Raw genomic sequence first — 22,225 nt, forward strand, 5'->3', positions numbered from 1 at the left:
TTTTACTCTGCTTCCCTCTTTCCTGTTCTCCCGTCTGCTTATCTGTCACGCAGCAGCCACTCCTCCAGAGCCTGAGCCAAAAGCCTTAAGCAGAAAATCGTAAATACCAGCATTGCCACCGGCGGAATCAGCCACCATTTCCAGTAATCGGTAAAATAGATGCCCGTAAAGGAAGAAGCATTCTGTATCATCAGCCCCCAGGACTTTGCAAGCGGATCGGACAGGCCGAGATACGCCAGGGAAGATTCCTGAATAATCGTCCTGCCGGTAACCGCAACCGCATTGACTAACAGCAGCGGAAATATCTCGCCCAGCATATGCTTTCTCACAATATACCAGGGACCGGCTCCATAACTCCTGGCCAGCACCACATAGTTCCTGTTCCTGACAGACATCACCTTTGCACGTACCTGCTTTGCAATAGAAGCCCAGGAGAATGCCGATACGATCAGGATGATGTTCCAGGTGCTCTGTCCCCAGAAGGCTCCGATCACGATCATAACCGGCAGCTGTGGAACAGACAGAAATACGTTAGTAAAAAATGAGATAACCGCATCTGTCCTTCTCCCGCAGTATCCTGCACATACACCGAGCACTCCGCCTGCGGCAAAGGAACAGACAGCCGCCGTCACCCCGGTCATCATGCTTAAATAGAATCCTTTTGCCAGCTGGGCAAAAATATCGATTCCCAGGTTATCCGTTCCCAGAAAATGAACAGCCGAAGGAGCCTCTAAGGAGGTTCCTGAAGACTTAACCGGACTGTGGGGATACAGCGTCAGACCATACAGGCAGACGGCTGCCAGCAGGAATAAGAGAAACAGATATCTTTTGATTCGTTTCATTTCAGTTCCTCCCGGTCGATTTCCGCGTTCAGTACGTCTGCCAGAAACAGGCTGGTAAGCACCAGGACCGTCGACATCAGAAAAAAGCCCTGGATCATCATATAGTCCCTGTACCGAACTGCTTCCCGCATCACCAGCCCCGGGTAGGCAAATACGTTTTCAACCAGCAGCGTACCCCCTACTGCAGTTCCGACATTCAAAAAAAAGCGTACCACGATCGGCGTCATACCGTTTCTGAATATATAGCTCCATCGGATTCTTCCCGCTTTCAGCCCTTTTGCTCTTGCATTCAGCAGATATGGTTTCGCCATCACTTCCAGGAAGCTGGCCCTGGCCGTAAAGTAAAATCCGGGAAACAGCGCGATAACGAGGGACAGCACCGGCAAAAGGCCATGAGAAATGAGATCCCACGCTCTTTCTCCACTTGTCTCATATCTGGCAAAGGCAGCAGCTCCGCCCGATAACGGCAGCCACGAAATCTTTGCTGCTGCCAGAAACAGAAGCAGCAGACCAATTAAATAGGCAGGTATCTCCGTAAGAGCGGACAGAATCTTAAAAACCGTTCGATCAATCCATTTCTTCTGCATCCCCAGCAGCGCCAGGAACGTACCGGCTGCCAGACTCAGGATTAACGCCGCTCCCATGACAGAAAGACTCCACGGCAGACGTTCCCTAAGAACGGCGGCTACCGGCTTCTTGTAATGGATACTCAGCCCGAGATCTCCCTTAAGATTTTTCTTCACAGTCTGGACCAGCTGCGTAAAAACCGGCTGGTCCAGGCCGTAATAGGCCCTCATCTGGTCAAGCTGTTCTTTCGAATACTCCAGATCCATATCTTCTCCCGAGACCGTCGAGGAATACAAAAGCGGATCTCCCGGCATCATCCGCGGCAGAAAAAAATTAAACAGGTAAATGACCAGAAAGGTGCCAATCATGCACAGGACTCGTCTTTTCATAAATTTTTTATCTCTCCATAAAAGACAGGCGGTTCTGCTCCGTCTGCTGATATGCATACGTCTTCATCCAGCCATCGTAATAATCCCTGCGGTACATGGAGTAGGAAGACTGATTCGCTATGACGATCAGCGGAATCTCCTCGCTGACCAGATATTCCAGATCTTTAAACATCTGTTTACGGGCCTCAAAGTCCACCTCCTTCATCTGTTCCTCTGCCAGCTTCGTTATCTCACTGTTACTGTAACCAATCGGCCCCATGCTGTGAGGGTTACCGCCTTTATTCTTTGAAAGATCGGAAAAGATGGTCCGCATATACTTCGGAGGATTATTCCCCCAGCCGCCATTGCCTACCAGTGCAAATTCATAATTCCCCGCGTTTACCTTCTCATCACGGGTTGCAGAATCAAAGGCCGTAACCGTTACTTTCATTCCGGCTGCCTCCAGATCCTGTTTTAAAAGCTCTGCTATATCCACATCCGAACCGCTGTCCGCTGCCAGAAGCGTCACCTCGTATTGTTTACTCTCCAGTGCGGCCTTTGCTTTTTCCGGATCGTATGGATAGGTCACACAACGGTCATTGAAGTACAGACTTCCCTGGGGTACGTACCCTGCGCTTCCTACGCTTCCTGCTCCTCTGAACACCTTATCCACAACCGCCTGGCGGTCAAGGGCCGCATACACCGCTTTTCTCTGGTCCAGATCGAGAAAACCGGGGCATTTTTCAAAATTAATCAGGAGCTTATACCCCATGTCATTGGCCTTTTCCACCACTCCGATTCCGGAATCGCTTAAGTATTTATCCTTCAAATCGGCCGGCATGCCGGTAATGTCAATCTCATGATTTTCAAATGCCAGAAGGGCATCGCTGACCGGAACAAACAGCACACGGTCGGCTGCCGGTTTTCCGCCCCTAAAATCGTCGAACGCCGTAAACTCATAGCTGCCGGATGCCCCGTCATAGGCTGTGCACCGGTATGCTCCGCTCCCCGTTAAATATCCGTCTCCCGTATACGTGTTCGGATCCTCCACCTTCTCCCACACATGTTTTGGTATTATTACAAACGAGCCTATACTGGACAGTGTGTCTGCTGCCGATTCCTTCACCGAAATCGTAATTGTGCGGTCATCCATAACGGTATAGTGATCGATCAGGAAACTGTCCCCGGCTCCCAGCGGGTTGGATACCGGCGGGTGTTCCCTGAAATAATCTATGGTAAAGGCGACATCTTCTGTTGTCAAAGGTGTTCCGTCGTGAAATTTCGTCTCCGGAAACAGGGTAAAGGTATAATCACTGCCGTTTATTTCCCAGGATTGTGCCAGCCATGGAATATCCCCTGTTTCATCTTCATCAATCAGGCTTGCAAACACAAGGTTCATCTTAGCGCTCCCCGGTCCGCGGGAGGCATTCAAATATGGACTGGGAACGCCCCAGTCTGTCCCTCCCGCCAGCTTAAGTGTTTCCACCAGATGGCCCTGTTCCGTTCTGTCTTTTGCAGCTCCGTTTCCTTCCTCGCCGGTCTGTTCCGCGTTTTTCGCTGATTCTGTTGTCTGAACTGCTTCCGCCGCCGACTTTTCCTGACTCCCGCATCCGGTGGCCAGGAATACGGCCGCCATGACCCCTAACATAAAATATGCTGATTTTCTTAATCTCATTGCTTCCTCCATCTTATCTTTCCTGTATTGATATCCTTCCCAGCTGTCTTTACTGCGGCGATTATGGAGAGGCTTCCGGTCCCCGGCCATATCACCCGAAATAAAAAAAGCCACGAAAGAAAGCACCTGCAAAGCGGTGCAATATCCTTCATGGTATTAAGCTTCATCTTCATGATGACGTTATAGACAGTGTATCATAATTTAATCAAATTTTCCAATATTTTTACCCAATCGTTTGCATGATTTGTGACAGTTGAGTCTCACATAGAAACAATTCATCCCATCCCGATACTCCATCCCAATCCTGCCTCTGTGCTTTCCCGCTGTCTCCGCAGCAATGGCAAGCCCCAGCCCGTAGCCGCTGCAGCTGCTTCTGGCGCTGTCTCCCCTGTAGAAACGGCGAAAAATCAGGGAACGTTTATCTTCCGGTATGGCTTCTCCCTGGCTGTTCACCCAGAGTCTGATCCGCCTTCTGCCCGCTGTCTCCAGTTTAACCACTGTCTTTCCTTTGGGAAGAGAGTATTTCACCGCATTGTCCAGCAGGGCCTTGATCAGCTGTCCCATCTGTTCCGGGTCTCCCAGCATCTGCACCTCCTCATCCAGCTGGTACTCCAGCTGCTTTTCCTCCTGGTAGAAAACAGGCTCAAAGGTCAGCACCTTTTCCATCACCAGGTCGCTTAAGCTGAAGACAGAAAATGTGCCCTTTTTCTGCGTCAGCGCATCATTCTTTGCCAGCATAAGCAGGCTTTCCACCAGAGAACGCATCTCCCTGCACTCCTGCATGATGTGCTCCAGCCATTTATCCGCCTCCGCGGATATGCCTGTGTACTGTTCAGAAAGCAGTTCGGTGTTTGCCGTGATTACGGTGAGAGGCGTCTTCAGTTCATGGGAGGCATCGGCCACAAACTGTTTCTGCATACGTATGGATTCTTCTACCGGCTTAACCGCCCACCGGGAAAAGAAATAAGAGAGAACCAGAAACCCAAGCCAGATCCCGGCACAGGCCAGACCACCATACTTCATAACTCCGCTCCGCAGCGAATCCTCATACGAGGTATCTGCAAACGCAATCATATATCCGGTTGGGCGGCTGACACGGAGATACCGGAGATGATACCCCTCTAAGATTCCCATGTCCTCCTCACCGGCCATACTTAACCATGCCATCTGCTCCAGAAAATCCTGTCCGGGAAACGATTCGTAACCGCCTTCCCAGGGAGTTACCATGCCATCCTCCCCCACTATAACGGAGAAATACGGAATCTGAGCCGGTGAAATGGTAGTGAAAATCAAAGGATGCTCCTCCTGCGACACGACCTTTGCAAGCGCCTGCCTGCCCTGGGCGCCGACCCGTTTTTCCATAATAAACGCAGCCGCGCAGAAGGTAATTCCGATCACCGCCGTTACAATCAGCATGTTATAGCAGATAAATTTCAGCCGCAGCCTGCTTATCTCCTTCATTCCAGTCCTCCTCCGTTCTTCTCCGTGATCCGGTATCCCAGCCTGCGGATCGTCACGATTACCACGTCCGCCTTTAAAAACTCCAGTTTTTTTCTCAGAAACGATATGTAGATCTCCCCATTGTTATCAACGGCCTCGCCGTCGCTGCCCCAGACCTTCGACAGAAGCGTCTCCTTGGAGACCACCATGTCGCGGTTCACCAGCAGAATCCGTAGTATGTCGTATTCCTTTTTCCCCAGGCGGATGCTTTTTTCCGGTCCCTTCAGCGTATAGTCCGCCTGGTTCAGCGAGATATTTCCCAGATTCAAGCATTCCGGAATCATCTCGCCCCGGCGCCTTAAGATGGTCTTCATCACAGCCAGAAGCTCCTGCATGTCAAAGGGCTTGGTCAGATAGTAATCGGCTCCGCTCTCTAACCCCAGGATCCGGTCCTCCGTCTCGCTTCTTGCGGTAAGAATCAGCACCGGAACAAAACAGCCGCTTTTTCTGGCCTTTTTGAGCAGTGTGATCCCGTCCATTCCCGGCAGCATCAGATCCAGGACAGCCGCGTCATAGCCGCCATCCGTAAGCAGAAAATACCCCATATTCCCATCCCCGCAGATATCACAGTCGTACCAGTGTTTTAAGATGTCGCGGATGGATTCCGCCAGCCGCATGTTGTCTTCCACAATCAGGACACGCATTGTCTTCATCTCCTTAAAACGATAAAATCCACCTGTATTCTCTCTCAATTCAATCGAGAAAGCAAGAGAACACCGGTGGATTTAACAGATAATTCACAAAACAGATACGAAAAACAGCGCCTTGCCGCCCTACCGCCCCCGTATTTCCTTTCTCATAAAGCTGATATAGGAGATGGCAAACACTACCGCAGTCAAGGCCAGAAGCCCGGTCAGATGCGGCCATACCAGCAGCATACTCTGCCCCAGGGAGAGGTATCCGTTGATGGCGCCCGATAGCTGCTGCGGAAGAATGATGTTGGTGGAGCGCACCTGGGGATTCATAATGGTCGATACCGCCTCGCTGTATAAGTAATACGGGGAAAGCCGGTTCAAACTCATCTGGCAGTTGTAATTGTCCAGAATCCGTGATGCGGTGGCCGTCTGTCCCACAGGGTAAAGCACATTGGCTGCCATGCTTACCACCAGCGTCATAAACAGTGCAAAGAATATCCACAGTGCGATCACTACCATAGCCGACGTGGCCGCATGGCGGCACAGAACGGAAAAGAGGATGGACAGTGCAAGCCAGAAGCAGATATACACCGACGTAAAGAACAGCAGAACGATTACCCGTCCCAGTTCCTCACCGGAAGGCGGAATCCCTGTCGCCAGCAGTCCTGCCGCTCCGGCGATCAGCCCCATGGAGAAGACCATCAGAAAGATTATGGCCGCTCCGGCCAGAAATTTGCCGTTAATGACCGCATCCCGGTAAACAGGCTGGGCCACAAGACGGTTTAAGGTTCCTTCCGAACGTTCACTGTTAATGGCGTCAAAGCCCAGCGCCAGCCCCACAAACGGCCCCAGAAGAGCAATAAATGAGGTAAAAGAGGGGATTGAGTTCCCGCTTAAGGTAAACAGTTTCAAAAAGATATATCCGGAGTCTGCCGCCTGCTCCGGGGTGAGACTGGAGAGAGCTCCGTAAATGCTGGCACAGCTGGTTAAAAGGATTAAGAGCAGCACGATCAGGAACCGCTTGCTGTGAATGTGGTCTGACATTTCCTTGTGGTATAGGGCTCCCATACCGCTCATTCCCGTACGCAGGCTCCCGCCTGTGCCGTCATGCCTCTCCCTGGCGCTGTTCTCTGCCGAAAGTAAGGAAGCCTTTGTTTTTCCTTTGATTGAGACTGCCATTGCTCTTCTCCCCTTTCTCGAAATATGTGCGGTAGATTTCATCCAGATCATTTCCCCGCTGTCTTAAATGGCACAGGCTGTAACCGCCTTCCAGTGCCTTCCGGTTTAACTCACGGCTTAAATCCGAACTGGAATAGATTACGTAAAAGTCTCCGCTTCGTTCGATCTCTTCCACATTTCCAAGGTGCTCCAAAAGCTCTTTAAACCCTTTGTCGTCGGGTACTGCCCCGGCCTCCAGCACATAGCGGCCTTCCCGCCGCATCTGACTGGCCAGATCCTCGATTCTTCCGCAGGCTATCAGCTGACCTTCCACAAACAGTCCCACGCGGTCGCAAACCTGCTGAATCTGGTAGAGCTGGTGGGACGAGATGAGAATCGTCCTGCCGTCTTCCTCTGCCAGACTCCGGATCAGGAACATGAGCTCTCTCATCCCTTCCGGATCGATCCCCAGAGTCGGTTCATCCATAATCACCACTTTAGGATCCTTCATCAGTACATCTGCAATACCCAGACGCTGCTTCATCCCCCGGGAATACGTCCCCGTCTTCTGATCCGCCGCCTCTGTCATTCCCACCTTTTGAAGCAGATCGTCGATCCGCTCCTCGATGACTTTTCCAGGCAGCCCGTTGAGCTGCCCGGTAAACCGCAGATTCTCCCGGCCGGTCATATCGGAATAAAAGCCTACATTATCAGGCAGATATCCCACCATCCGTTTTACCTCGATAGCCTGTCTCGTACAGTCTTTCCCATCGATCCAGGCGCTTCCGGCCGTAGGTTCCGTCAGTCCCAGAAGCATCAGAGTCGTGGTGGTCTTTCCGGCTCCATTGGGCCCCAGAAGGCCAAAGATCTCGCCCTTTCGGATCTCCAGGGACAGATCGCTGACCGCCTTCTTTTCCCCGTAGATCTTGGTCAGGTGGTCTGTCCGTATTATCATTTCATCTTCATAATGTTCAGCAATGTCCATAACAATGACCCCTTTCCGGCATTACAGCCATTTCAGCTATCTTCTGCCGTATTTACGGAATACGTAGCCCAGACCTCCTGCTGTGCACAGGATAATCACTACCGCCAGAATTCCCCAGATGGTGCTGGTCTTCACGGACACACGGAAATCTGCACTGGACTGCGTCTGTTCACATTTTGCTGTAAATGTATTCACGTAATCACCGGTGATGGCCTCTGAGCCCGGCTTTACGTGGGCGATGACCTCGGTGGTAGAGCCGGCCGGAATGGACGGGATCACGTTATTTTCCAGATTATAGGTTACAGTCCAGCCGGATGGCAGGGAAGAGTTTAAGGATACGTCCTGCAAATCCACATTTCCTGTATTCGTCACGTTTAAGGTTACATCCGATTCTTTTCCCGCATAGGCATCAAAGCTCAGACGCCCATCCGGCGTTCCCACTTTCAGGCCGTAGCTGCCGGTGATTACCACCTTTAAATCCGTGCTGAGCGTCTCCTCCGCGGAAACCGCGCTGCAGGAAATGTCATACTCACCTGCCGGTACTCCTTCCGGCGGCGTTACGGACACGGTCATTCCCTTGCTGGTGCTGGATTCCACCTCGATCGCTGCTACCTTTGTGGTCTCTCCCGTTGGTATGAAGCTCACATTCCACCCTGCCGGTGCATTGGAAGAAAGGCTGTAGGACTGGCTCTTCAGTCCATTGTTAATCAGTGTGGTGCTGAAGCTGAAATTAGTACCGGCAGTCCCTTCCTGCTGCGGATACTCTGACGTAAAGCTTCCTTTTCCCGCCTTCATCTCATTGACAAGGAAAGAGATGGACAGTGTATCTGAGAGACCGCTCTCTGTGGATGCTCCAACTTCCACGGTGTAAGTCCCCTCTGTCAGTTCCTTCGGCACCGTTACATGAAGCGTCATGGACGCTCCGTCCCCGCCGTTCTTTACATGGATCCGGCTTACCTGATAATTTCCGCCCTGGAGATATCCCTCCCAGCCGTCGGGCATGGCGGATACTTTCACGTTCGCATCTAAGCTGGCGCCGGTATCATTATCCAGTTTAACAGGGATATTTAAATTGTCTCCCGGCTTTACGGATATACCGGGATAATCCGTGCTCAGCTTCAGTCCCTCGGCTGCATACGCGGCAGGTACATTCAGAAACAGCAGCAGCACTGCCGCCATGAACGCTGCCAGAAATGCCCATATTCTCCTTTTTTCGATTGGTCTGGTTACTATTGCTTCCTCCATAATATCCTCCTTTTGATGCTTCATCGGCATCCGTATTATTCTTAAGAAGATCATACCGGAGAAACCTTTAATGAACCTTTAATAAGTTTGAACATCCTGTGAAACAAACAGATGGCAGCCGTCCGTTATCAGAACTAACGTTCGGCTGCCATCTGTTTTATAAACTGTCCGGTACTTTCCCGGGCAAATCGTATCACTTTAATCGTTATCGGGCAGGAGCTTTATAGTGACCATAATATATTTGAGGAAGGCTCCCTCTTCCAGCTTTATGTCCTCCGGGTGAGTCTGATTGGGAAATTCATACGTTCCCTCTTCCACCTCCAGATAGAGCCAGTTATACGCTGCCTCTCTCGCATGCTCCACCGCGTCTTCCAGATCCGGTCCATCGGCCTCGCAGCACTGTAAGTCCGGAAATTCCACATGATATCCTTTGTCATCTTTATGGGGCGTAAAAACAGCAGGGTAAGTAAATGTCATAATTGATTCCTCCAGCGTTTGTGATAAGCATTATCATTATATACTTATTCTGCCCCTTTGTACAGATTTTTATCAGAAGCCCTGCCGGAGATTCCCACCGGAACCTTTACCGCCTGATCTCTCATCAGCGTTTCAAACTCTCCCTCAGGCATCGGTCTGGCGAAATAATATCCCTGTACATACTCACATCCGGTTTCACTCAGACGATCCAGCTGTGTTTTTGTCTCCACTCCCTCTGCCACCACACTTAAGTGCATACGGCGGGCCAGTTCCATGATAAGCTGCAGAATCCCCTGATCCATGGGCTTCGCAGTCTCACTCTGGACAAACTGCATATCCAGCTTCAGAATATCGATCGGCATCTGATTCAGCATATTCAGAGAGGAATAACCGCTTCCAAAATCATCCATTTCGATCACAAAGCCCAGCTCCCGCAGATGTCTCACCGTCTCAATGATCTGACCCGGATCCTCCGTGTAGGCGCTTTCCGTGATCTCCAGATGGAGCCGGGAAGGCGTCAGGCCGTATTTACTGACTGTACGCATCATAATATCCGCGATATCTGCATGGTAGATATCTGCGCGTGATACATTAACGGAGACCGGGATGGGCGGATAACCTTCCTCATCCCATTTTCTTAAATAAAAACAGGTTTTATCCCAGACAAACTGATCGAGTTTTGTGATAAATCCATTCTTTTCAAATAACGGGATAAATTCCGCAGGCGACTGGAATCCCCATTCCGGATGCTTCCAGCGCACCAGCGCTTCGGCTCCCGCCAGGGTTTCATCCCATATTCTGTATTTCGGCTGGAGATAGACCAAAAACTGGCCTTCTTTCAGAGCCGTTTCCATACTGTCTATAATGGCCTGCTGCCGCAGCAGTTCATCACGCAGCTTATCATCGTAGGCGGCATAATAGACTCCATACTGTTCCTTAATGCTGCGGGCCGCCAGAAGGGCCCGGTCACACATCTGCTCCACAGTCACGTTCTGATTGCCGACGGAATAGATGCCCCATTTTACTGCGACATTCTTGGCGTTCTGCAGACGGTTGATCTCTTCATTGGCGCTGATAAACATCTGTTCCGTAAATACATCGTCAAATTCCAGCAGACAGGCAAACCGGTCTGCATCCAGATGGCCGCAGATCCCTCCTTCTCCCACATACCTCCGGTACATGTCTGCGATTCCGCATAACAGCCGGTCTCCGGCGGCCACGCCGAATACATCGTTAATCAGCTTGAAGTTTACGATATCCGAACAAATGAGATAATAGTTCTGTCCCGAATTCTGACGGAGAGTCTCCCTTACCCGCTGATAAAAAAATTCCTTGCTGTAAAGACCGGTCAGCCGGTCATACTGGAACTGGTTAATCATGGCCGCCGTCTCCCTCAAGTGGATGATACTCGCCACCCTGTGCAGGATAATCTGCGGTTTATACGGTTTAGCCACGTAATCAGTGGCTCCATGGGATAATGCCGCCACCTCGTCCGCCTCACTGTCGCTCTGAGTCGTGACAATCACAGGAATGGAGGCCAGTGACGGATCCTTTTTGGCAATCGAAAGAAACGTATATCCGTCCATGACAGGCATCGTAATATCCAGCAGTATTACAGAAATCTCATCCTTTTTTCGCTCCAGGACATCAAGCGCCTGTTGGCCGTTTTCCGCCTCCAGAACCATGTATTCTGATGAAAGCAGTTCACTCAGCATCATACGGTTGATTTCATTATCTTCCACAATCAGAATTGTTCGCTTTGCAGGCATATCTTATTTCCTCTTTTCTTCTGGTAGCCATAGGCAGTTCCTTCTATTATAACAAAAGAGTGTACCCTGTACAAGTAATCTGTTCCAACACGCCAGACTTTTGTGCTGGTCCGGCGAAACAGCTCCTAAGCATGATCACTGCTTATATATTCCGCTACCTTTTCATAAAGCAGATCCGGATCAATCGGCTTCGACAGGTGGCCGTTCATCCCTGCCGCCTCTGCCTTCACAATATCCTCGTGAAACGCGTCTGCCGTCATGGCGATAATCGGTATTGTCTGTGCTCTCCCGTGCGCGGATTTACGGATCGCAGCCGTTGCCTGGTATCCGTCCATTACCGGCATCTGAACATCCATCAGAATCAAATCATAGGAGTCCCCTCCGGACAGAAATTTATCGAGAGCGATCCTGCCGTTCGCCGCCCAGTCAACCGTAACCCCCGCCATCTGCAGCAGTTCCACCGCAATCTCACGGTTTAATTCGTTATCCTCCGCCAGCAGTACATGACGGCCGGCCAGTTCCGGGCGCATCTTCTTCTCCGCCGGCGCACGGACCACCCTGTCGATCCCGGTTACGGAGAGAAGGGCGTTGTATAGCGTGGAGGCAAAAACAGGCTTTGTGAGAAACATATCCACGCCCGCTTTCCGCGCGTTCGTTTCAATATTCGTCCAGTCATAGGCGGTAATAATGATGATGGTCGTCTCCGGGCCCACCTCTTCCCTCACTCTGCGTGCCACCTCAACTCCGTCCATATCCGGCATCTTTAAATCCACCAGGCACACGTCATAGTCCGTGCCGTTTTGATGGGATTGACGAATCCGGTCCACGCACTCCTGTCCGGTCAGTACCCAGTCTGACAGAATTCCCATTTTCTTCAGCAGCAGTGACGCATGGATGCAGCTGTCCCGGTCATCATCCGTGATCAGCACCTTAAGCGACTCCAGCTCATGTGTTTTCTGCGGGTTCACCCTGTCTTTATCCAAAGGTGTGTCAAAATCCAGTTCTATCGTAAACACGGTTCCTTTTCCCACTTCGCTTTTCACGGTGATGGTGCCGCCCATCAGAGTAACCAGATTTTTCGTAATCGGCATACCGAGGCCGGTACCACCGGAGTTCTGCGCAACACGGTTATCCTCCTGCTCGAACGGATCAAACAGGCGTTCCAGGAATGCATCGCTCATTCCAATCCCGGTATCGAGGACGGTAAAGCGAAGACGGATTCGCTCTTCCTTCCTCTGGAGCTGGCGGATCTCAAGCCGTACCGTACCTCCGGCAGGCGTAAACTTCAACGCATTGGACAGCAGATTCAGCAGAATCTGGTTCAGTCTTAAGGAATCTCCAATCATAACCGTATTGGATAAATCGATCAGCGGCACCTGGAAGGTCAGTCCCCTGGCAGCAGCCTGTGGATAAATGATGGAAGAAATTGACTCTACCACCGTTTCAAGATCGAAGACCTCATGAGCAATCCTGACCTTGCCCTCGGAGATTTTCGACATATCCAGCACATCGTTAATCAGGGCCATCAAATGCTTGGAGGAATAGCCGATCTTTTCCAGACAGTCCTCCACCCGCCTCTGATCGTCAATATAAGCAGCCGCAATGGTCGTCATGCCCAATATCGCATTCATGGGCGTGCGGATCTCATGGCTCATACGGGACAGGAAATCCGTCTTTGCCTGATTCGCATGTTCTGCGACTGCCAGTGCATCCTTCAGCGCCTCCGTCTGTTCCGTCAGCTTCCTCTGCATTTCCCGCAGTTGAGTGACATCGGTGATATCAATAAAAATTGCCAGATAGACCGGACAGCCGTTCTGCCACTCAATACAGGTGGCATTAACCTGAAGCCACATATTCTGGCCATCCCGGGATTTTACGGATATCACAAAATGAACGGGGGCCCCTTTTAAAATCTCCTCCCTGTATCTCAAAATAATCTCCCTGTTATCCTCTATGTTTCGCAGATACAGGGGATTATCTTCATCTCCTTCGCCAAAATACTCCACGAAACGGGAATTGGCAAAAAGAAGCGTCAGGTTCATATCCGCATCAATACGGTATTTTGCAACGAAGCCCGGCAGGCTTTCGTAAGTCACAGACTGTTCCTTCTGCATCTTTACCAGTTTGTCTATATTGGTCATTACCGAATATGCAACCTGATATCCGTTTATGTATTCATCGGCAAACTGGGTCGTTAAATGTACCCATACAAAATCGCCGTTTTTCTTTCGCATCTGCGTAACCAGCTGATACCCGCTCTCATGTGCCTCCAGTGCCGCCATGACGGTCCCTGCCAGTTCCGCCCACAGCTGCTGGTCATTTTGGTAATACAGGTCAGGGCGGTTATGAAAATTCGCTTCATATTCATCTTTTGACCACCCAATCAGATCGTAATAAAACTCATTGGCCCACACCAGCGTAAAGCTTTCATCCAGAAGATGCTTGCTCACACTGACCTTCAGCAGATTCATCAGCGTATGGTACTCGTAGTCGGCCGTCACAGTCTCCCGGCTGCTGCACTCAGCAGCATACGCTCTTTCCTGTTCTGTCATCACCAGATTCCTCCCTAACTCTCTCTGATTGTCCCTCTGTTCTTCTGCGGAAATAATCCCATTGGGATTCTTCTTTCATCCAGATCGTCTTCCTGGCAATCATCCGGCCGGCAACCTTGTTCATAAAAGCTCCTTTCATATTACCATAAAATATAAAAAAACTCAACGGACATATGGAATTATCGCCTCTGCAATGATAAAATAAAGAAAAACACAGCTGTGAAAACGGAGGTACCAAACGGTTGGTCAATGATAGTCAATACTCAAATTTAATATACGAATACTTTCTTGTACGCTTCCACTCCAGGTATTACAAATATGGGGATACGCTTCCTTCCATCGATATCCTTTGCCGTGAGTTCAATGTGTCTGCGCAGACAGTGAAGGTCTCCCTCCGGCGTCTGCGCACGGAAGGCTACATCTCCATGCACAACGGCATGGCCACCACCGTCATATTCAGGCAGACCAGACAGGAGGCAGCGGACTACATCCTGAACTATTTTTCCGAACGGTGGGATACGTATTTCGATCTCTATGCCTCTTCTGAACTCATTTTTATCCCACTGCTGGTAGAGGGACTGAAGCGCCTGGACGAGGAGGATCTTGACGTTCTTTCACGTCTGGAGGAGAGGGCGGAGGCCGACGATCTGATCCATTTCTACTGCCGTGTACTGCAGAAAATGGAGAATCCACTGGCGCTGAATCTCTTCTGGGAGACTACCCTCTTTCAGGGGTTTCCCTTTGCCAGAATGGAGCCACACCCGATCCATTTCGATACCGCTCTGGTTCGTCAGCGGTTAAAGAACCTGCGAAAACTGCTGTCTGAAGGGAACTGGGAACTCATCCAGAATACGCTTCTGGAATACCAGAGAAGTGACGTCCGTGTAATTATGCAAAACCTGGAACCAATCTTACGCTCCCGGCCCAGGCCGCCGCAGATCCCCTTTGTCTGGCGCGTCTACCGCAGCCGGCCCCAGATCTGCTATCATCTCGCCTCTCGGATTCTCAACGACATTTACATGGGGGAGTACCGGGAAATGCAGTTTCTGCCGTCTTATGAGAAGATGGCCCAGCTATACGGAGCGTCTGTCAGCACCCTGCGCCGAACCATCAGAATCCTGAATCAGGCCGGTGTCTGCCGTACCTTAAACGGAAAAGGGACGCGTATTTTCCCTTTGGGAACCCCCTGCGAGCCCCCGGATTTTGAAAGTCCCGCCATCCGCCGTAACCTCTCCTTCTTTGTCCAGTCCTTTGAGATTCTGATCTATTCCTGCGACGGGGTGACACGTTCTTTTCTGTCCTCCTTAAGCCAGGACAGGATCGAAGAACTGACCGGACTCCTGGAAGAGTGCCTGAATACAAGGCAAGGCGAGCTCTCTGTCTGGTATTATCTGATCTTTGTCAGTCAGTACAGCCATCTGACCGGTGTACGCGAAATTTATAAGACGATCTACTCCCTTTTCCTTTGGGGTTATCCCTTAAAAGCCTCTTCCGGAAATTTAACGGACTTAGACTGCGTCATCATGCATTTTACGGAAGCCATGGTCAGGCATTTAAAAGAACATGATTATGACCAGTGTGCCGCTGATGTAAAGGAGCTGCTTTTCAAACAGTTTCCTGCTGCCAGACAATACTTAATCGGACATGGTATTCCGCCGGAAGAGCTGCGTATCTCTCCTTCGATCCGGCTGTTTATAACCGACACGGAAGCCCTGGAATGCAGACCGGAGAACCGTGGGAGCTCACCTGAGAGCTGACGCCAACTTCTGTATACGAATAAAACGAGATCTGTTTTGCCTGCGGCAGAAAAGATCTCGTTTTATTTAAACTCTCTGATACAGCTCCGCGGCCGTACGTGAACGCCTCGCCAGTTCCTCCTGATCCACAATGCAGTATCCGCTCTCCCTCTTTTCCAGTATCCCTTCTTCACAGAGCTTTCCCAGCAGCCGGAACATATGGCGGTAGCTCATCCCCACCGAGCAGGAGACATCCGTCAGCGTATCGCAAAAGAGGCCGCGGTGAGAATTCTGAATCACATAGGCACAAAGCCGCTGTTCACCGGTGCATAACGCGGTCGAGGTGAAATTGTCCGAACTGGCAGTCAGCTTCTCCGCCAGTTCCGTTCCCAGCTTATTTAAAAAAACAAGATTCGTTTTCAGTTCTGCCAGGCAATTCTGGTAAGAAACCGCGACGCATTCAAGCTCCGTAACCGCCTTCACGGAAGATGTGGCGTTCACCTGCCTTGTCATCAGTTCGATCTCACCGATCAAACCGTGTGAAATATTGTAGCAGAGTATCAGGCTCTTGCCGTTCGGCGCAGTGCGGCACACCTTTGCATTTCCTTCAACGACAATAGCAATCCATCCGATGGGATGTCCTTCACGAAGGACATCCTCTCCTGCCGCAAATCGAAGGCAGCAGCAGGCACTTATGGGAACATTCTGCAGACCGTATTCTGCAAGGCAGGCTGTATGTTCTTTTTTTAATGGGAGTCTTTTCAACTTGGTCACCTCACTTCACTGGTTATGGTCGTTTTTTTGACAGCAAAAGCGGAAAACACTGTGACAAATGTCCTACATAGGGTCCCGTTCCTTCTGGTATCCTTTTATCAGGAGGTGAACTGTCATGTATCAACTTTTAGCGCTGATCAATGGTATTATTCTGTCCGTCATGATATCGGTAAATGGTAATCTGTCCGTGCAGTACAGTGCGTTCACGGCTGCTGCCATTATCCACGCGGTCGGCTCCCTGTTTGCACTGCTGCTCTGTGCCTTTCAGAAAAACAGAAAACCGGTCTGGACCCACCGGCCCAGGTGGATTTATCTCGGCGGTGCAATCGGAGTATTTACAACAGTATTTCAAAATCTGGCCTTCACCTGCATCAGCATCACAAGTGTGATCGCACTGGGACTGCTGGGACAGACGGTTACATCTCTGGTGATAGACAGTTCCGGATTATTCGGCATGGAAAAAAGGCCGCTTCCGCGGTATGCATTGATCGGACTGAGTCTATCGGTGTTCGGTATCTTCGTGATGCTCGATACCACGGTCACAACGGCCGCACTGGGAGCCGCCATCTCCTTTGCCTCCGGCATCTCCATGGTTCTGTCCCGGACAGCCAACGCCCGTCTGGCTGAAAAAACCGGTGCACTGCAGGGATCGCTGGTGAATCATCTGACAGGGCTTCCGATTACGGTTGGCCTGGCCTTAGCCGCAGCCGCAATAAGCGGCACGCCGGTGACTGCTTCCGCAGGAGGCAGTTTCCGCCTCTGGATCTATCTGGGCGGCGCCCTCGGCGTCATAGTGGTCATGCTGTTAAATATCACGGTTCCGAAAATCCCCGGCTTTCAGCTGACTCTGCTCGTCTTTGTCGGCCAGGTGTTTACAGGAATCCTGCTGGATAGTGCAGCCGGCAGCTATCATACCGGCACATCCCTCTGGGGCGGGATCATCATCGCGGCCGGAATTGCCGTCAATATGATCCTGGAACAGGTGACTGCAGTTTAAAAAAAGAACCCGCGCAGCAGCTGAGTACCAATTCCCGGCTGCCTGCTCAGCCGCCGTGCGTCACCTCTTCAATCAGCCGGCAGAGAGACTCTTTAAAACGTTCATCGTCTTCTTCCGTTCTCTTTGCCGGCCCCTTCAGATGGTGCCTGCCTTTTCCCATACGGATCTTCTTCGCCATATGACGTTCCATCAGCATCTGGTCGATATTCTCATTGGTATACCTTTTTCCGCTTTGATGGATTCCGTACGCCCCCTTCCCCAGAATCATAGCCGCTACGCCGTAATCCTGAGTTACCACAATATCACCTTTTGCGCACTGATTCACCAGTGCAAAATCCACGGCATCCGTGCCTGCTCCTATGATTTTTATCTCACTGTAGGAAGACTGGAGAACATGGCTGGTATCACACAGGAGCACTACCGGAATCTGATACCGCTCCGCTGTCTGTTCCACCAGTTTCACTACCGGACATGCGTCCGCATCTACTAATATTTTCATTCTGTCCTCTCTCTGGCAGTTTTCTTACACATCGCCGGCAGATTTCTTATTTGAATGTGCTAAATAATTTTTAAACCCTCCACTTACCCACCAGTCTTTATCTGTGTGTTATTCTTTTCTCACAACAATGAGAGGAGAAAAGAAGATGCAAACAACGATTCAGGTATCCGGTCTTACAAAGTCCTACAGCACACTGCATGTGATCAGAAATCTCGATTTAACCGTATCGAGAGGCGAAGTTTTTGGCCTTCTCGGCGCAAACGGCGCGGGGAAGAGTACGGCAATCGAGTGTATGCTTGGTACAAAAAAGGCCGATGGAGGCAGCATTTCGATTCTGGGAATGAGTCCGCAAAAGGACCGCAGAAAATTATTCCAGCAGGTTGGCGTACAGTTTCAGGAAGCCAACTATCCGGATAAAATCCGCGTGGACGAGCTGTGTGAAGAGACAGCCTGTCTCTACGCCGCCCCCGCCGATTACAGAAAACTGCTGCAGCAGTTCGGCCTTCGGGAAAAGGAAACGAATTTCGTCAGTGAACTGTCCGGCGGCCAGAAACAGAGGCTTTTTATAGTACTGGCATTAATACCAGACCCGCAGGTAGTATTTTTAGACGAACTGACCACCGGTCTTGACACAAAAGCAAGGCGGAGTGTGTGGAAAAGCCTTCAGGAGTTAAAAAGCAGAGGGCTCACGATCTTCTTAACCTCACACTTCATGGATGAAGTGGAGGAACTCTGTGACAGAATCGGCATATTAAAGAACGGCGAATTTGCATTCTGCGGTACAGCCGCTGAGGCAGTCACCTTAAGTCCCGGTAAAACGCTGGAAGAGGCGTATCTGTGGTTTACGGGAGAGGAGGCTGACGGAGATGAATAAATTTTTTACAATGCTGAAAACCGAACTGAAGCTCTCCTTCCGCGGAATGGATATGATCATCTTTGCCGTCTGCATGCCCGTGGTTGTTGTCATACTGCTGGGAATCATCTACGGTGGGAAACCGGCATTTGACGGCGCGGACTATACGTTTCTGGAACAGTCCTTCGGCGCGGTATCCACAATTGCGGTCTGTGCAGGCGGCGTCATGGGCCTGCCTCTGGTGATCTCCGACTACCGTCAGAAGAAAATACTGAAACGCTTCAAAATCACGCCTTCCAGTCCCCTCCTTCTGCTGTCGGTCCAGGTGGCCATTTACATGATTTATTCCCTGATCGCGCTGGTACTGATCTATCTGGTCTCTACCCTGTTGTTTGGCATGAGTCTGAAAGGAGCCTTTTTGCCGTTTATCGGAGCGTTTTTCCTCGTTATGATCTCCATGTTCAGTATTGGAATGCTGGTAGGCGGCGTATCACCAAATATTAAAATTGCAAGTGTTCTCGCCAGCTTACTCTATTTCCCGATGCTGATCTTTTCCGGCGCCACACTGCCATATGAGGTTATGCCCACGGCCCTGCAGAAAGTCGCGGATGTACTGCCTCTGACCCAGGGCATTAAACTGTTAAAAGCCACATCCCTGGGACTTCCTGCAGAGAACGGAATGGCCTCGCTCATTATCATGGCGGTGATTGCCGTCGTCTGCGGCGGACTATCTATCCGCTTCTTTCAATGGGAATAGGAAGTGCAGTTACAGCCTCTTATCTTTACCGGCGGCTCCTGATGTTACGATCAGGAGCCGCCGGAAGACGGATATGGCAAGTCAGCTTTCATTTGATATTCGCCAGAAACTGCCGAGCCGCCTGTTCGATATTTTTACATGACCGCCCCGCTGTTTTTATACCGTTTTCTTCGATACAAACCACATGAAACGAATAGTTATTAACCGGAACATAGTCCATCTCGATCATGATATTGGCATCCACGTCCTGCAGCAATACCAGCGATGTCTGAATGCTGTTGATACAGCTTTGTACTTCTGACAGATAATCCAGACAGTCCGATTCCTCGTGAAAGATCTCTGTCAGCCTGTTTAACTTTTCAATTCTGTCTTTTGCCGTACATTTTGTATAATTCCACATAGCCCCTCCTTTTTGTATGCCTTCATCCTGCTCCTGCGTGTTTCACTGCCTTTCAGGAAAACGGAAACACCGATTCCTGTATATGAATATTCTACACAATTATGAAGCCGTTTACAATCAGTACTGGCAATTTACGGAGGATAAGTTCTCTAAAATGCAACCGATTCGATATCATCCGCCTCCCCCTCTGCATACCCTATATAGAATTGGAGGCGTAAAGAATGACAAAACAAGAACCGATGAGTATCGTAACAGACAAATACTTAACCTGCTTTCACAACATACTGGATCAAATGGTACAGCAGATGAACGGTGCCAAACTGACTAACAGCATCTCCTGTAATTATATTGTTCAGATGATTCCGCACCACAAGGCAGCGATCGAGATGTCCTGCAACATTCTGCAGTACACCACGCTGATACCGCTTCAGGAAATCGCATTATCGATCATTAAAGAACAGACAAAAAGCATCGAAACCATGGAAGCCATCCGGAGCCGCTGTCAGATGTTCTGCAATCAGCAGCAGAAAATCGAGTTTTTCCTTTGTCACTGCAGGCAGATCACACAGACCATGTTTGACGATATGAGAAATGCATGCTCCACCAATGATATCAATGCAGATTTTATTCGTGAAATGATCCCTCATCACAGAGGCGCCATCCAGATGTCCCGGAACGCACTTCAGTTTCCGGTCTGCCAGGAGCTGAAGCCGGTTATCCAGTCAATCCTTGTATCGCAGCAAAATGGGATCCGGGAAATGGAGTGTCTGCTTAAGACTATAGAGAACTGTCACAGACCGTGCTGACAGTTCTGCAGGCACAGCATGGCGGCCTACGCTTAAGCAATAAAAAGGCCGAAAGCGGGGAAAGAATTTCTTCTCCGCTTTCAATCTAATGTATCATTACCACTAATCTAAATTTCATCTTTCTTTTTCCAGACGTACCACATTCCAGCTATGTCTGCCAAATACCATTGTAAGTTTACCATGATCCAGCCTGGAAGCCTGTGAACACGACGGTTTGACGGTATCCGGCGCAGCTTCCGTATTCTCCGCCTTCAGATCGTCATGGGTCAGAACCAGATGCTCTTTCACCCGGTATCCTTCAAACTGGCGAAGGTCACATGTAACTTCTGCGTCTTCCGTCAAATCCTTATTCACCGCAAAAATTGTAAGTGCTTCCGCCTGCTGATCCCAGATACACACACTGTCCAGGATCGATACGGCTCCATAGCTCTGACTCTCATAGACGGGCGCCTTAATCTGAGTCTGCAGAACCGTTCCTCTTCCATAAGCACTGGCATGCATATATGGATAAAAGATCGTCTGACGCCATGCTCCGGTATCTGATGTCATGATGGGAGCGATTACGTTAACCAGCTGGGCCATGCAGGCAATTTTCACTCTGTCCGCATGCCTTAAAAGAGTAATCAGCATACTTCCCACTAAAAGTGCATCCTCAAAATTATATACATCCTCAAGCTGGTGGGGCGCCTTTTCCCATGGCCTGATCTTTTTATCCTGTTCGTTGCTGTGATACCATACGTTCCACTCATCAAAGGATAAGTGGATGCTTTTCTTTGCGTGCTTTTTCGCCTTAACCGCGTCACAGAGTGATATGACTCCTGAGATAAAATCATCCATTCCTTTCGATCCCGCAAGAAAATCGGCCGTATTATCACTGCGATTTCCAAAATACTGGTGCAGGGAAAGATAATCCACTTCATGATAGCACTCATCCAGTACCCGGTATTCCCATTCGCCAAACGTCGGCATCGCCAGGCCGGAACTGCCGCAGGCCACGGTCTCGATATCCGGATCCAGCCACTTCATCAGCCGTGCGGTCTCTGAGGCGATCCGGCCATACTCTCCTGCGGTTTTATGACCCATCTGCCACGTTCCATCCATCTCATTCCCAAGACACCAAACCTTGATTTGATGCGGCTTCTCATAGCCGTGAGTTCTTCGAAGATCACTGTAATACGTACCGCCCTCAAAATTACAGTACTCCAGCAGATTCTTCGCATCCTCCGGACCTCTTGTGCCAAGATTAACCGCCATCATAACATCACTTCCGGCCTTTCGGGACCAGTCTGCAAACTCATTTAACCCAAATTCATTCGTTTCAATTACCTTCCAGGCCAGCTCCGTCCTTGCCGGGCGCTGTGCTTTTGGACCCACGCTGTCCTCCCAGTGAAAACCAGAGACAAAGTTTCCTCCCGGATAGCGCACGATCGGAACTCCAAGCTCCTTTACCAGTTTCAGGGTATCTTTGCGGAATCCCTGCTCATCAGAATTACTGTTCCCTTCCTGATAGATTCCTCCATAGACCGCCCGCCCCAGCTGTTCAATAAAAGAACCGTATATTCTTTTATCCACATCGCCAGTCAAAAAGTATTTATCGATTATAATTTCTGCTTTTTTCATGTTCTCTCCT

21 protein-coding genes are annotated in these 22,225 nt (G+C 50.2%); 5 read left to right on the forward strand and 16 right to left on the reverse strand.

The features are described 5' to 3' along the window. Positions 1-38: 38 nt before the first annotated feature. The 12 genes from NE473_RS06250 to NE473_RS06305 all read right to left on the reverse strand — a co-directional run bounded on the left by NE473_RS06250 (position 39) and on the right by NE473_RS06305 (position 13,897). Positions 39-842 (reverse strand): ABC transporter permease, encoded by an 804-nt coding sequence (locus NE473_RS06250; RefSeq protein ID WP_022031384.1) that lies wholly within the window; start codon positions 840-842, stop codon positions 39-41. After that, entirely contained in the window at positions 839-1,798 is a 960-nt protein-coding gene (locus NE473_RS06255; RefSeq protein ID WP_256265184.1) for an ABC transporter permease, read from the reverse strand. Before NE473_RS06255 ends, NE473_RS06250 begins: the two co-directional genes overlap by 4 nt. Before the next feature lie 7 nt (positions 1,799-1,805). After that, complete coding sequence (locus NE473_RS06260) at positions 1,806-3,452, reverse strand: ABC transporter substrate-binding protein (protein ID WP_242866099.1); 1,647 nt, start codon at positions 3,450-3,452, stop codon at positions 1,806-1,808. Positions 3,453-3,653: 201 nt separating this feature from the next. After that, positions 3,654-4,913, reverse strand: coding sequence for a sensor histidine kinase (locus tag NE473_RS06265; RefSeq protein ID WP_006774626.1), 1,260 nt, complete (start codon positions 4,911-4,913; stop codon positions 3,654-3,656). Beyond that, positions 4,910-5,596 carry a response regulator transcription factor gene (locus tag NE473_RS06270; RefSeq protein ID WP_256265185.1) on the reverse strand — a complete coding sequence of 229 codons (687 nt, stop codon included), beginning with the start codon at positions 5,594-5,596 and terminating at the stop codon, positions 4,910-4,912. Before NE473_RS06270 ends, NE473_RS06265 begins: the two co-directional genes overlap by 4 nt. Positions 5,597-5,725: 129 nt before the next feature. Next, entirely contained in the window at positions 5,726-6,766 is a 1,041-nt protein-coding gene (locus NE473_RS06275) for an ABC transporter permease (RefSeq protein ID WP_055649787.1), read from the reverse strand. Continuing rightward, on the reverse strand, positions 6,693-7,730 hold the full coding sequence (locus NE473_RS06280) for an ABC transporter ATP-binding protein (protein WP_022031389.1): 1,038 nt from the start codon (positions 7,728-7,730) through the stop codon (positions 6,693-6,695). The genes NE473_RS06275 and NE473_RS06280 overlap by 74 nt, the downstream gene beginning before the upstream one ends. Before the next feature lie 36 nt (positions 7,731-7,766). Continuing rightward, positions 7,767-8,975, reverse strand: a complete 1,209-nt coding sequence (locus tag NE473_RS06285) for a COG1470 family protein (RefSeq protein ID WP_055649788.1) — start codon at positions 8,973-8,975, stop codon at positions 7,767-7,769. Between the two features lie 198 nt (positions 8,976-9,173). After that, on the reverse strand, positions 9,174-9,452 hold the full coding sequence (locus NE473_RS06290; protein ID WP_022031391.1) for a type II toxin-antitoxin system HicB family antitoxin: 279 nt from the start codon (positions 9,450-9,452) through the stop codon (positions 9,174-9,176). 44 nt (positions 9,453-9,496) lie between these two features. Continuing rightward, positions 9,497-11,221 carry a two-component system response regulator gene (locus tag NE473_RS06295; RefSeq protein ID WP_055649789.1) on the reverse strand — a complete coding sequence of 575 codons (1,725 nt, stop codon included), beginning with the start codon at positions 11,219-11,221 and terminating at the stop codon, positions 9,497-9,499. 125 nt (positions 11,222-11,346) lie between these two features. After that, positions 11,347-13,773, reverse strand: coding sequence for a PAS domain-containing hybrid sensor histidine kinase/response regulator (locus tag NE473_RS06300; RefSeq protein WP_055649790.1), 2,427 nt, complete (start codon positions 13,771-13,773; stop codon positions 11,347-11,349). Beyond that, complete coding sequence (locus NE473_RS06305; protein ID WP_155521579.1) at positions 13,742-13,897, reverse strand: hypothetical protein; 156 nt, start codon at positions 13,895-13,897, stop codon at positions 13,742-13,744. The genes NE473_RS06300 and NE473_RS06305 overlap by 32 nt, the downstream gene beginning before the upstream one ends. A 118-nt stretch (positions 13,898-14,015) precedes the next feature. Between NE473_RS06305 and NE473_RS06310 the strand changes: the two genes are divergently transcribed. Next, entirely contained in the window at positions 14,016-15,530 is a 1,515-nt protein-coding gene (locus NE473_RS06310) for a GntR family transcriptional regulator (protein ID WP_055649791.1), read from the forward strand. A 66-nt stretch (positions 15,531-15,596) separates the two neighbouring features. Here the strand turns inward: NE473_RS06310 and NE473_RS06315 are convergent, their stop codons facing one another. Beyond that, on the reverse strand, positions 15,597-16,283 hold the full coding sequence (locus NE473_RS06315; RefSeq protein WP_055649792.1) for a Crp/Fnr family transcriptional regulator: 687 nt from the start codon (positions 16,281-16,283) through the stop codon (positions 15,597-15,599). A 115-nt stretch (positions 16,284-16,398) separates the two neighbouring features. On the opposite strand from NE473_RS06315, the gene NE473_RS06320 reads away from it, so the two are divergent. After that, positions 16,399-17,280: a DMT family transporter gene (locus NE473_RS06320; protein ID WP_055649793.1), complete on the forward strand. Its 882-nt coding sequence runs from the start codon at positions 16,399-16,401 to the stop codon at positions 17,278-17,280. A gap of 46 nt (positions 17,281-17,326) precedes the next feature. Here the strand turns inward: NE473_RS06320 and NE473_RS06325 are convergent, their stop codons facing one another. After that, on the reverse strand, positions 17,327-17,779 hold the full coding sequence (locus tag NE473_RS06325; RefSeq protein ID WP_055649794.1) for a YaiI/YqxD family protein: 453 nt from the start codon (positions 17,777-17,779) through the stop codon (positions 17,327-17,329). Positions 17,780-17,924: 145 nt separating this feature from the next. Here NE473_RS06325 and NE473_RS06330 point away from each other — a divergent pair, with 145 nt between their 5' ends. After that, positions 17,925-18,653 (forward strand): ABC transporter ATP-binding protein, encoded by a 729-nt coding sequence (locus NE473_RS06330; protein WP_155560761.1) that lies wholly within the window; start codon positions 17,925-17,927, stop codon positions 18,651-18,653. After that, positions 18,646-19,389, forward strand: a complete 744-nt coding sequence (locus NE473_RS06335; RefSeq protein WP_055649796.1) for an ABC transporter permease — start codon at positions 18,646-18,648, stop codon at positions 19,387-19,389. Before NE473_RS06330 ends, NE473_RS06335 begins: the two co-directional genes overlap by 8 nt. A gap of 88 nt (positions 19,390-19,477) precedes the next feature. Here NE473_RS06335 and NE473_RS06340 read toward each other — a convergent pair whose 3' ends face one another. Next, complete coding sequence (locus NE473_RS06340; protein WP_055649797.1) at positions 19,478-19,789, reverse strand: hypothetical protein; 312 nt, start codon at positions 19,787-19,789, stop codon at positions 19,478-19,480. Between the two features lie 221 nt (positions 19,790-20,010). Here NE473_RS06340 and NE473_RS06345 point away from each other — a divergent pair, with 221 nt between their 5' ends. Continuing rightward, positions 20,011-20,595 (forward strand): DUF305 domain-containing protein, encoded by a 585-nt coding sequence (locus NE473_RS06345; RefSeq protein ID WP_055649798.1) that lies wholly within the window; start codon positions 20,011-20,013, stop codon positions 20,593-20,595. A gap of 114 nt (positions 20,596-20,709) precedes the next feature. Here NE473_RS06345 and arfA read toward each other — a convergent pair whose 3' ends face one another. Then, the gene (gene arfA, locus NE473_RS06350; protein ID WP_055649799.1) at positions 20,710-22,215 is read right to left on the reverse strand and encodes an arabinosylfuranosidase ArfA; all 1,506 of its coding nucleotides are present in this window, start codon (positions 22,213-22,215) and stop codon (positions 20,710-20,712) included. Between the last annotated feature and the right edge of the window lie 10 nt (positions 22,216-22,225).

It is taken from the genome of Hungatella sp. SL.1.14 (genome assembly GCF_024460495.1).
In the GTDB taxonomy this organism is placed as follows: Bacteria; Bacillota; Clostridia; order Lachnospirales; family Lachnospiraceae; genus Hungatella; species Hungatella hathewayi.

What these genes read in the sequence shown, in the direction of transcription:
- NE473_RS06270 (WP_256265185.1), bottom strand. Translation starts at nt 5,596, where the DNA reads ATGCGTGTCCTGATTGTGGAAGACAACATGCGGCTGGCGGAATCCATC.
- NE473_RS06330 (WP_155560761.1), top strand. Translation starts at nt 17,925, where the DNA reads ATGCAAACAACGATTCAGGTATCCGGTCTTACAAAGTCCTACAGCACA.
- arfA (WP_055649799.1), bottom strand. Translation starts at nt 22,215, where the DNA reads ATGAAAAAAGCAGAAATTATAATCGATAAATACTTTTTGACTGGCGAT.
- NE473_RS06320 (WP_055649793.1), top strand. Translation starts at nt 16,399, where the DNA reads ATGTATCAACTTTTAGCGCTGATCAATGGTATTATTCTGTCCGTCATG.
- NE473_RS06345 (WP_055649798.1), top strand. Translation starts at nt 20,011, where the DNA reads ATGACAAAACAAGAACCGATGAGTATCGTAACAGACAAATACTTAACC.
- NE473_RS06325 (WP_055649794.1), bottom strand. Translation starts at nt 17,779, where the DNA reads ATGAAAATATTAGTAGATGCGGACGCATGTCCGGTAGTGAAACTGGTG.
- NE473_RS06305 (WP_155521579.1), bottom strand. Translation starts at nt 13,897, where the DNA reads ATGAACAAGGTTGCCGGCCGGATGATTGCCAGGAAGACGATCTGGATG.
- NE473_RS06295 (WP_055649789.1), bottom strand. Translation starts at nt 11,221, where the DNA reads ATGCCTGCAAAGCGAACAATTCTGATTGTGGAAGATAATGAAATCAAC.
- NE473_RS06285 (WP_055649788.1), bottom strand. Translation starts at nt 8,975, where the DNA reads ATGGAGGAAGCAATAGTAACCAGACCAATCGAAAAAAGGAGAATATGG.
- NE473_RS06250 (WP_022031384.1), bottom strand. Translation starts at nt 842, where the DNA reads ATGAAACGAATCAAAAGATATCTGTTTCTCTTATTCCTGCTGGCAGCC.
- NE473_RS06340 (WP_055649797.1), bottom strand. Translation starts at nt 19,789, where the DNA reads ATGTGGAATTATACAAAATGTACGGCAAAAGACAGAATTGAAAAGTTA.
- NE473_RS06300 (WP_055649790.1), bottom strand. Translation starts at nt 13,773, where the DNA reads ATGACAGAACAGGAAAGAGCGTATGCTGCTGAGTGCAGCAGCCGGGAG.
- NE473_RS06265 (WP_006774626.1), bottom strand. Translation starts at nt 4,913, where the DNA reads ATGAAGGAGATAAGCAGGCTGCGGCTGAAATTTATCTGCTATAACATG.
- NE473_RS06255 (WP_256265184.1), bottom strand. Translation starts at nt 1,798, where the DNA reads ATGAAAAGACGAGTCCTGTGCATGATTGGCACCTTTCTGGTCATTTAC.
- NE473_RS06260 (WP_242866099.1), bottom strand. Translation starts at nt 3,452, where the DNA reads ATGAGATTAAGAAAATCAGCATATTTTATGTTAGGGGTCATGGCGGCC.
- NE473_RS06275 (WP_055649787.1), bottom strand. Translation starts at nt 6,766, where the DNA reads ATGGCAGTCTCAATCAAAGGAAAAACAAAGGCTTCCTTACTTTCGGCA.
- NE473_RS06280 (WP_022031389.1), bottom strand. Translation starts at nt 7,730, where the DNA reads ATGGACATTGCTGAACATTATGAAGATGAAATGATAATACGGACAGAC.
- NE473_RS06290 (WP_022031391.1), bottom strand. Translation starts at nt 9,452, where the DNA reads ATGACATTTACTTACCCTGCTGTTTTTACGCCCCATAAAGATGACAAA.
- NE473_RS06335 (WP_055649796.1), top strand. Translation starts at nt 18,646, where the DNA reads ATGAATAAATTTTTTACAATGCTGAAAACCGAACTGAAGCTCTCCTTC.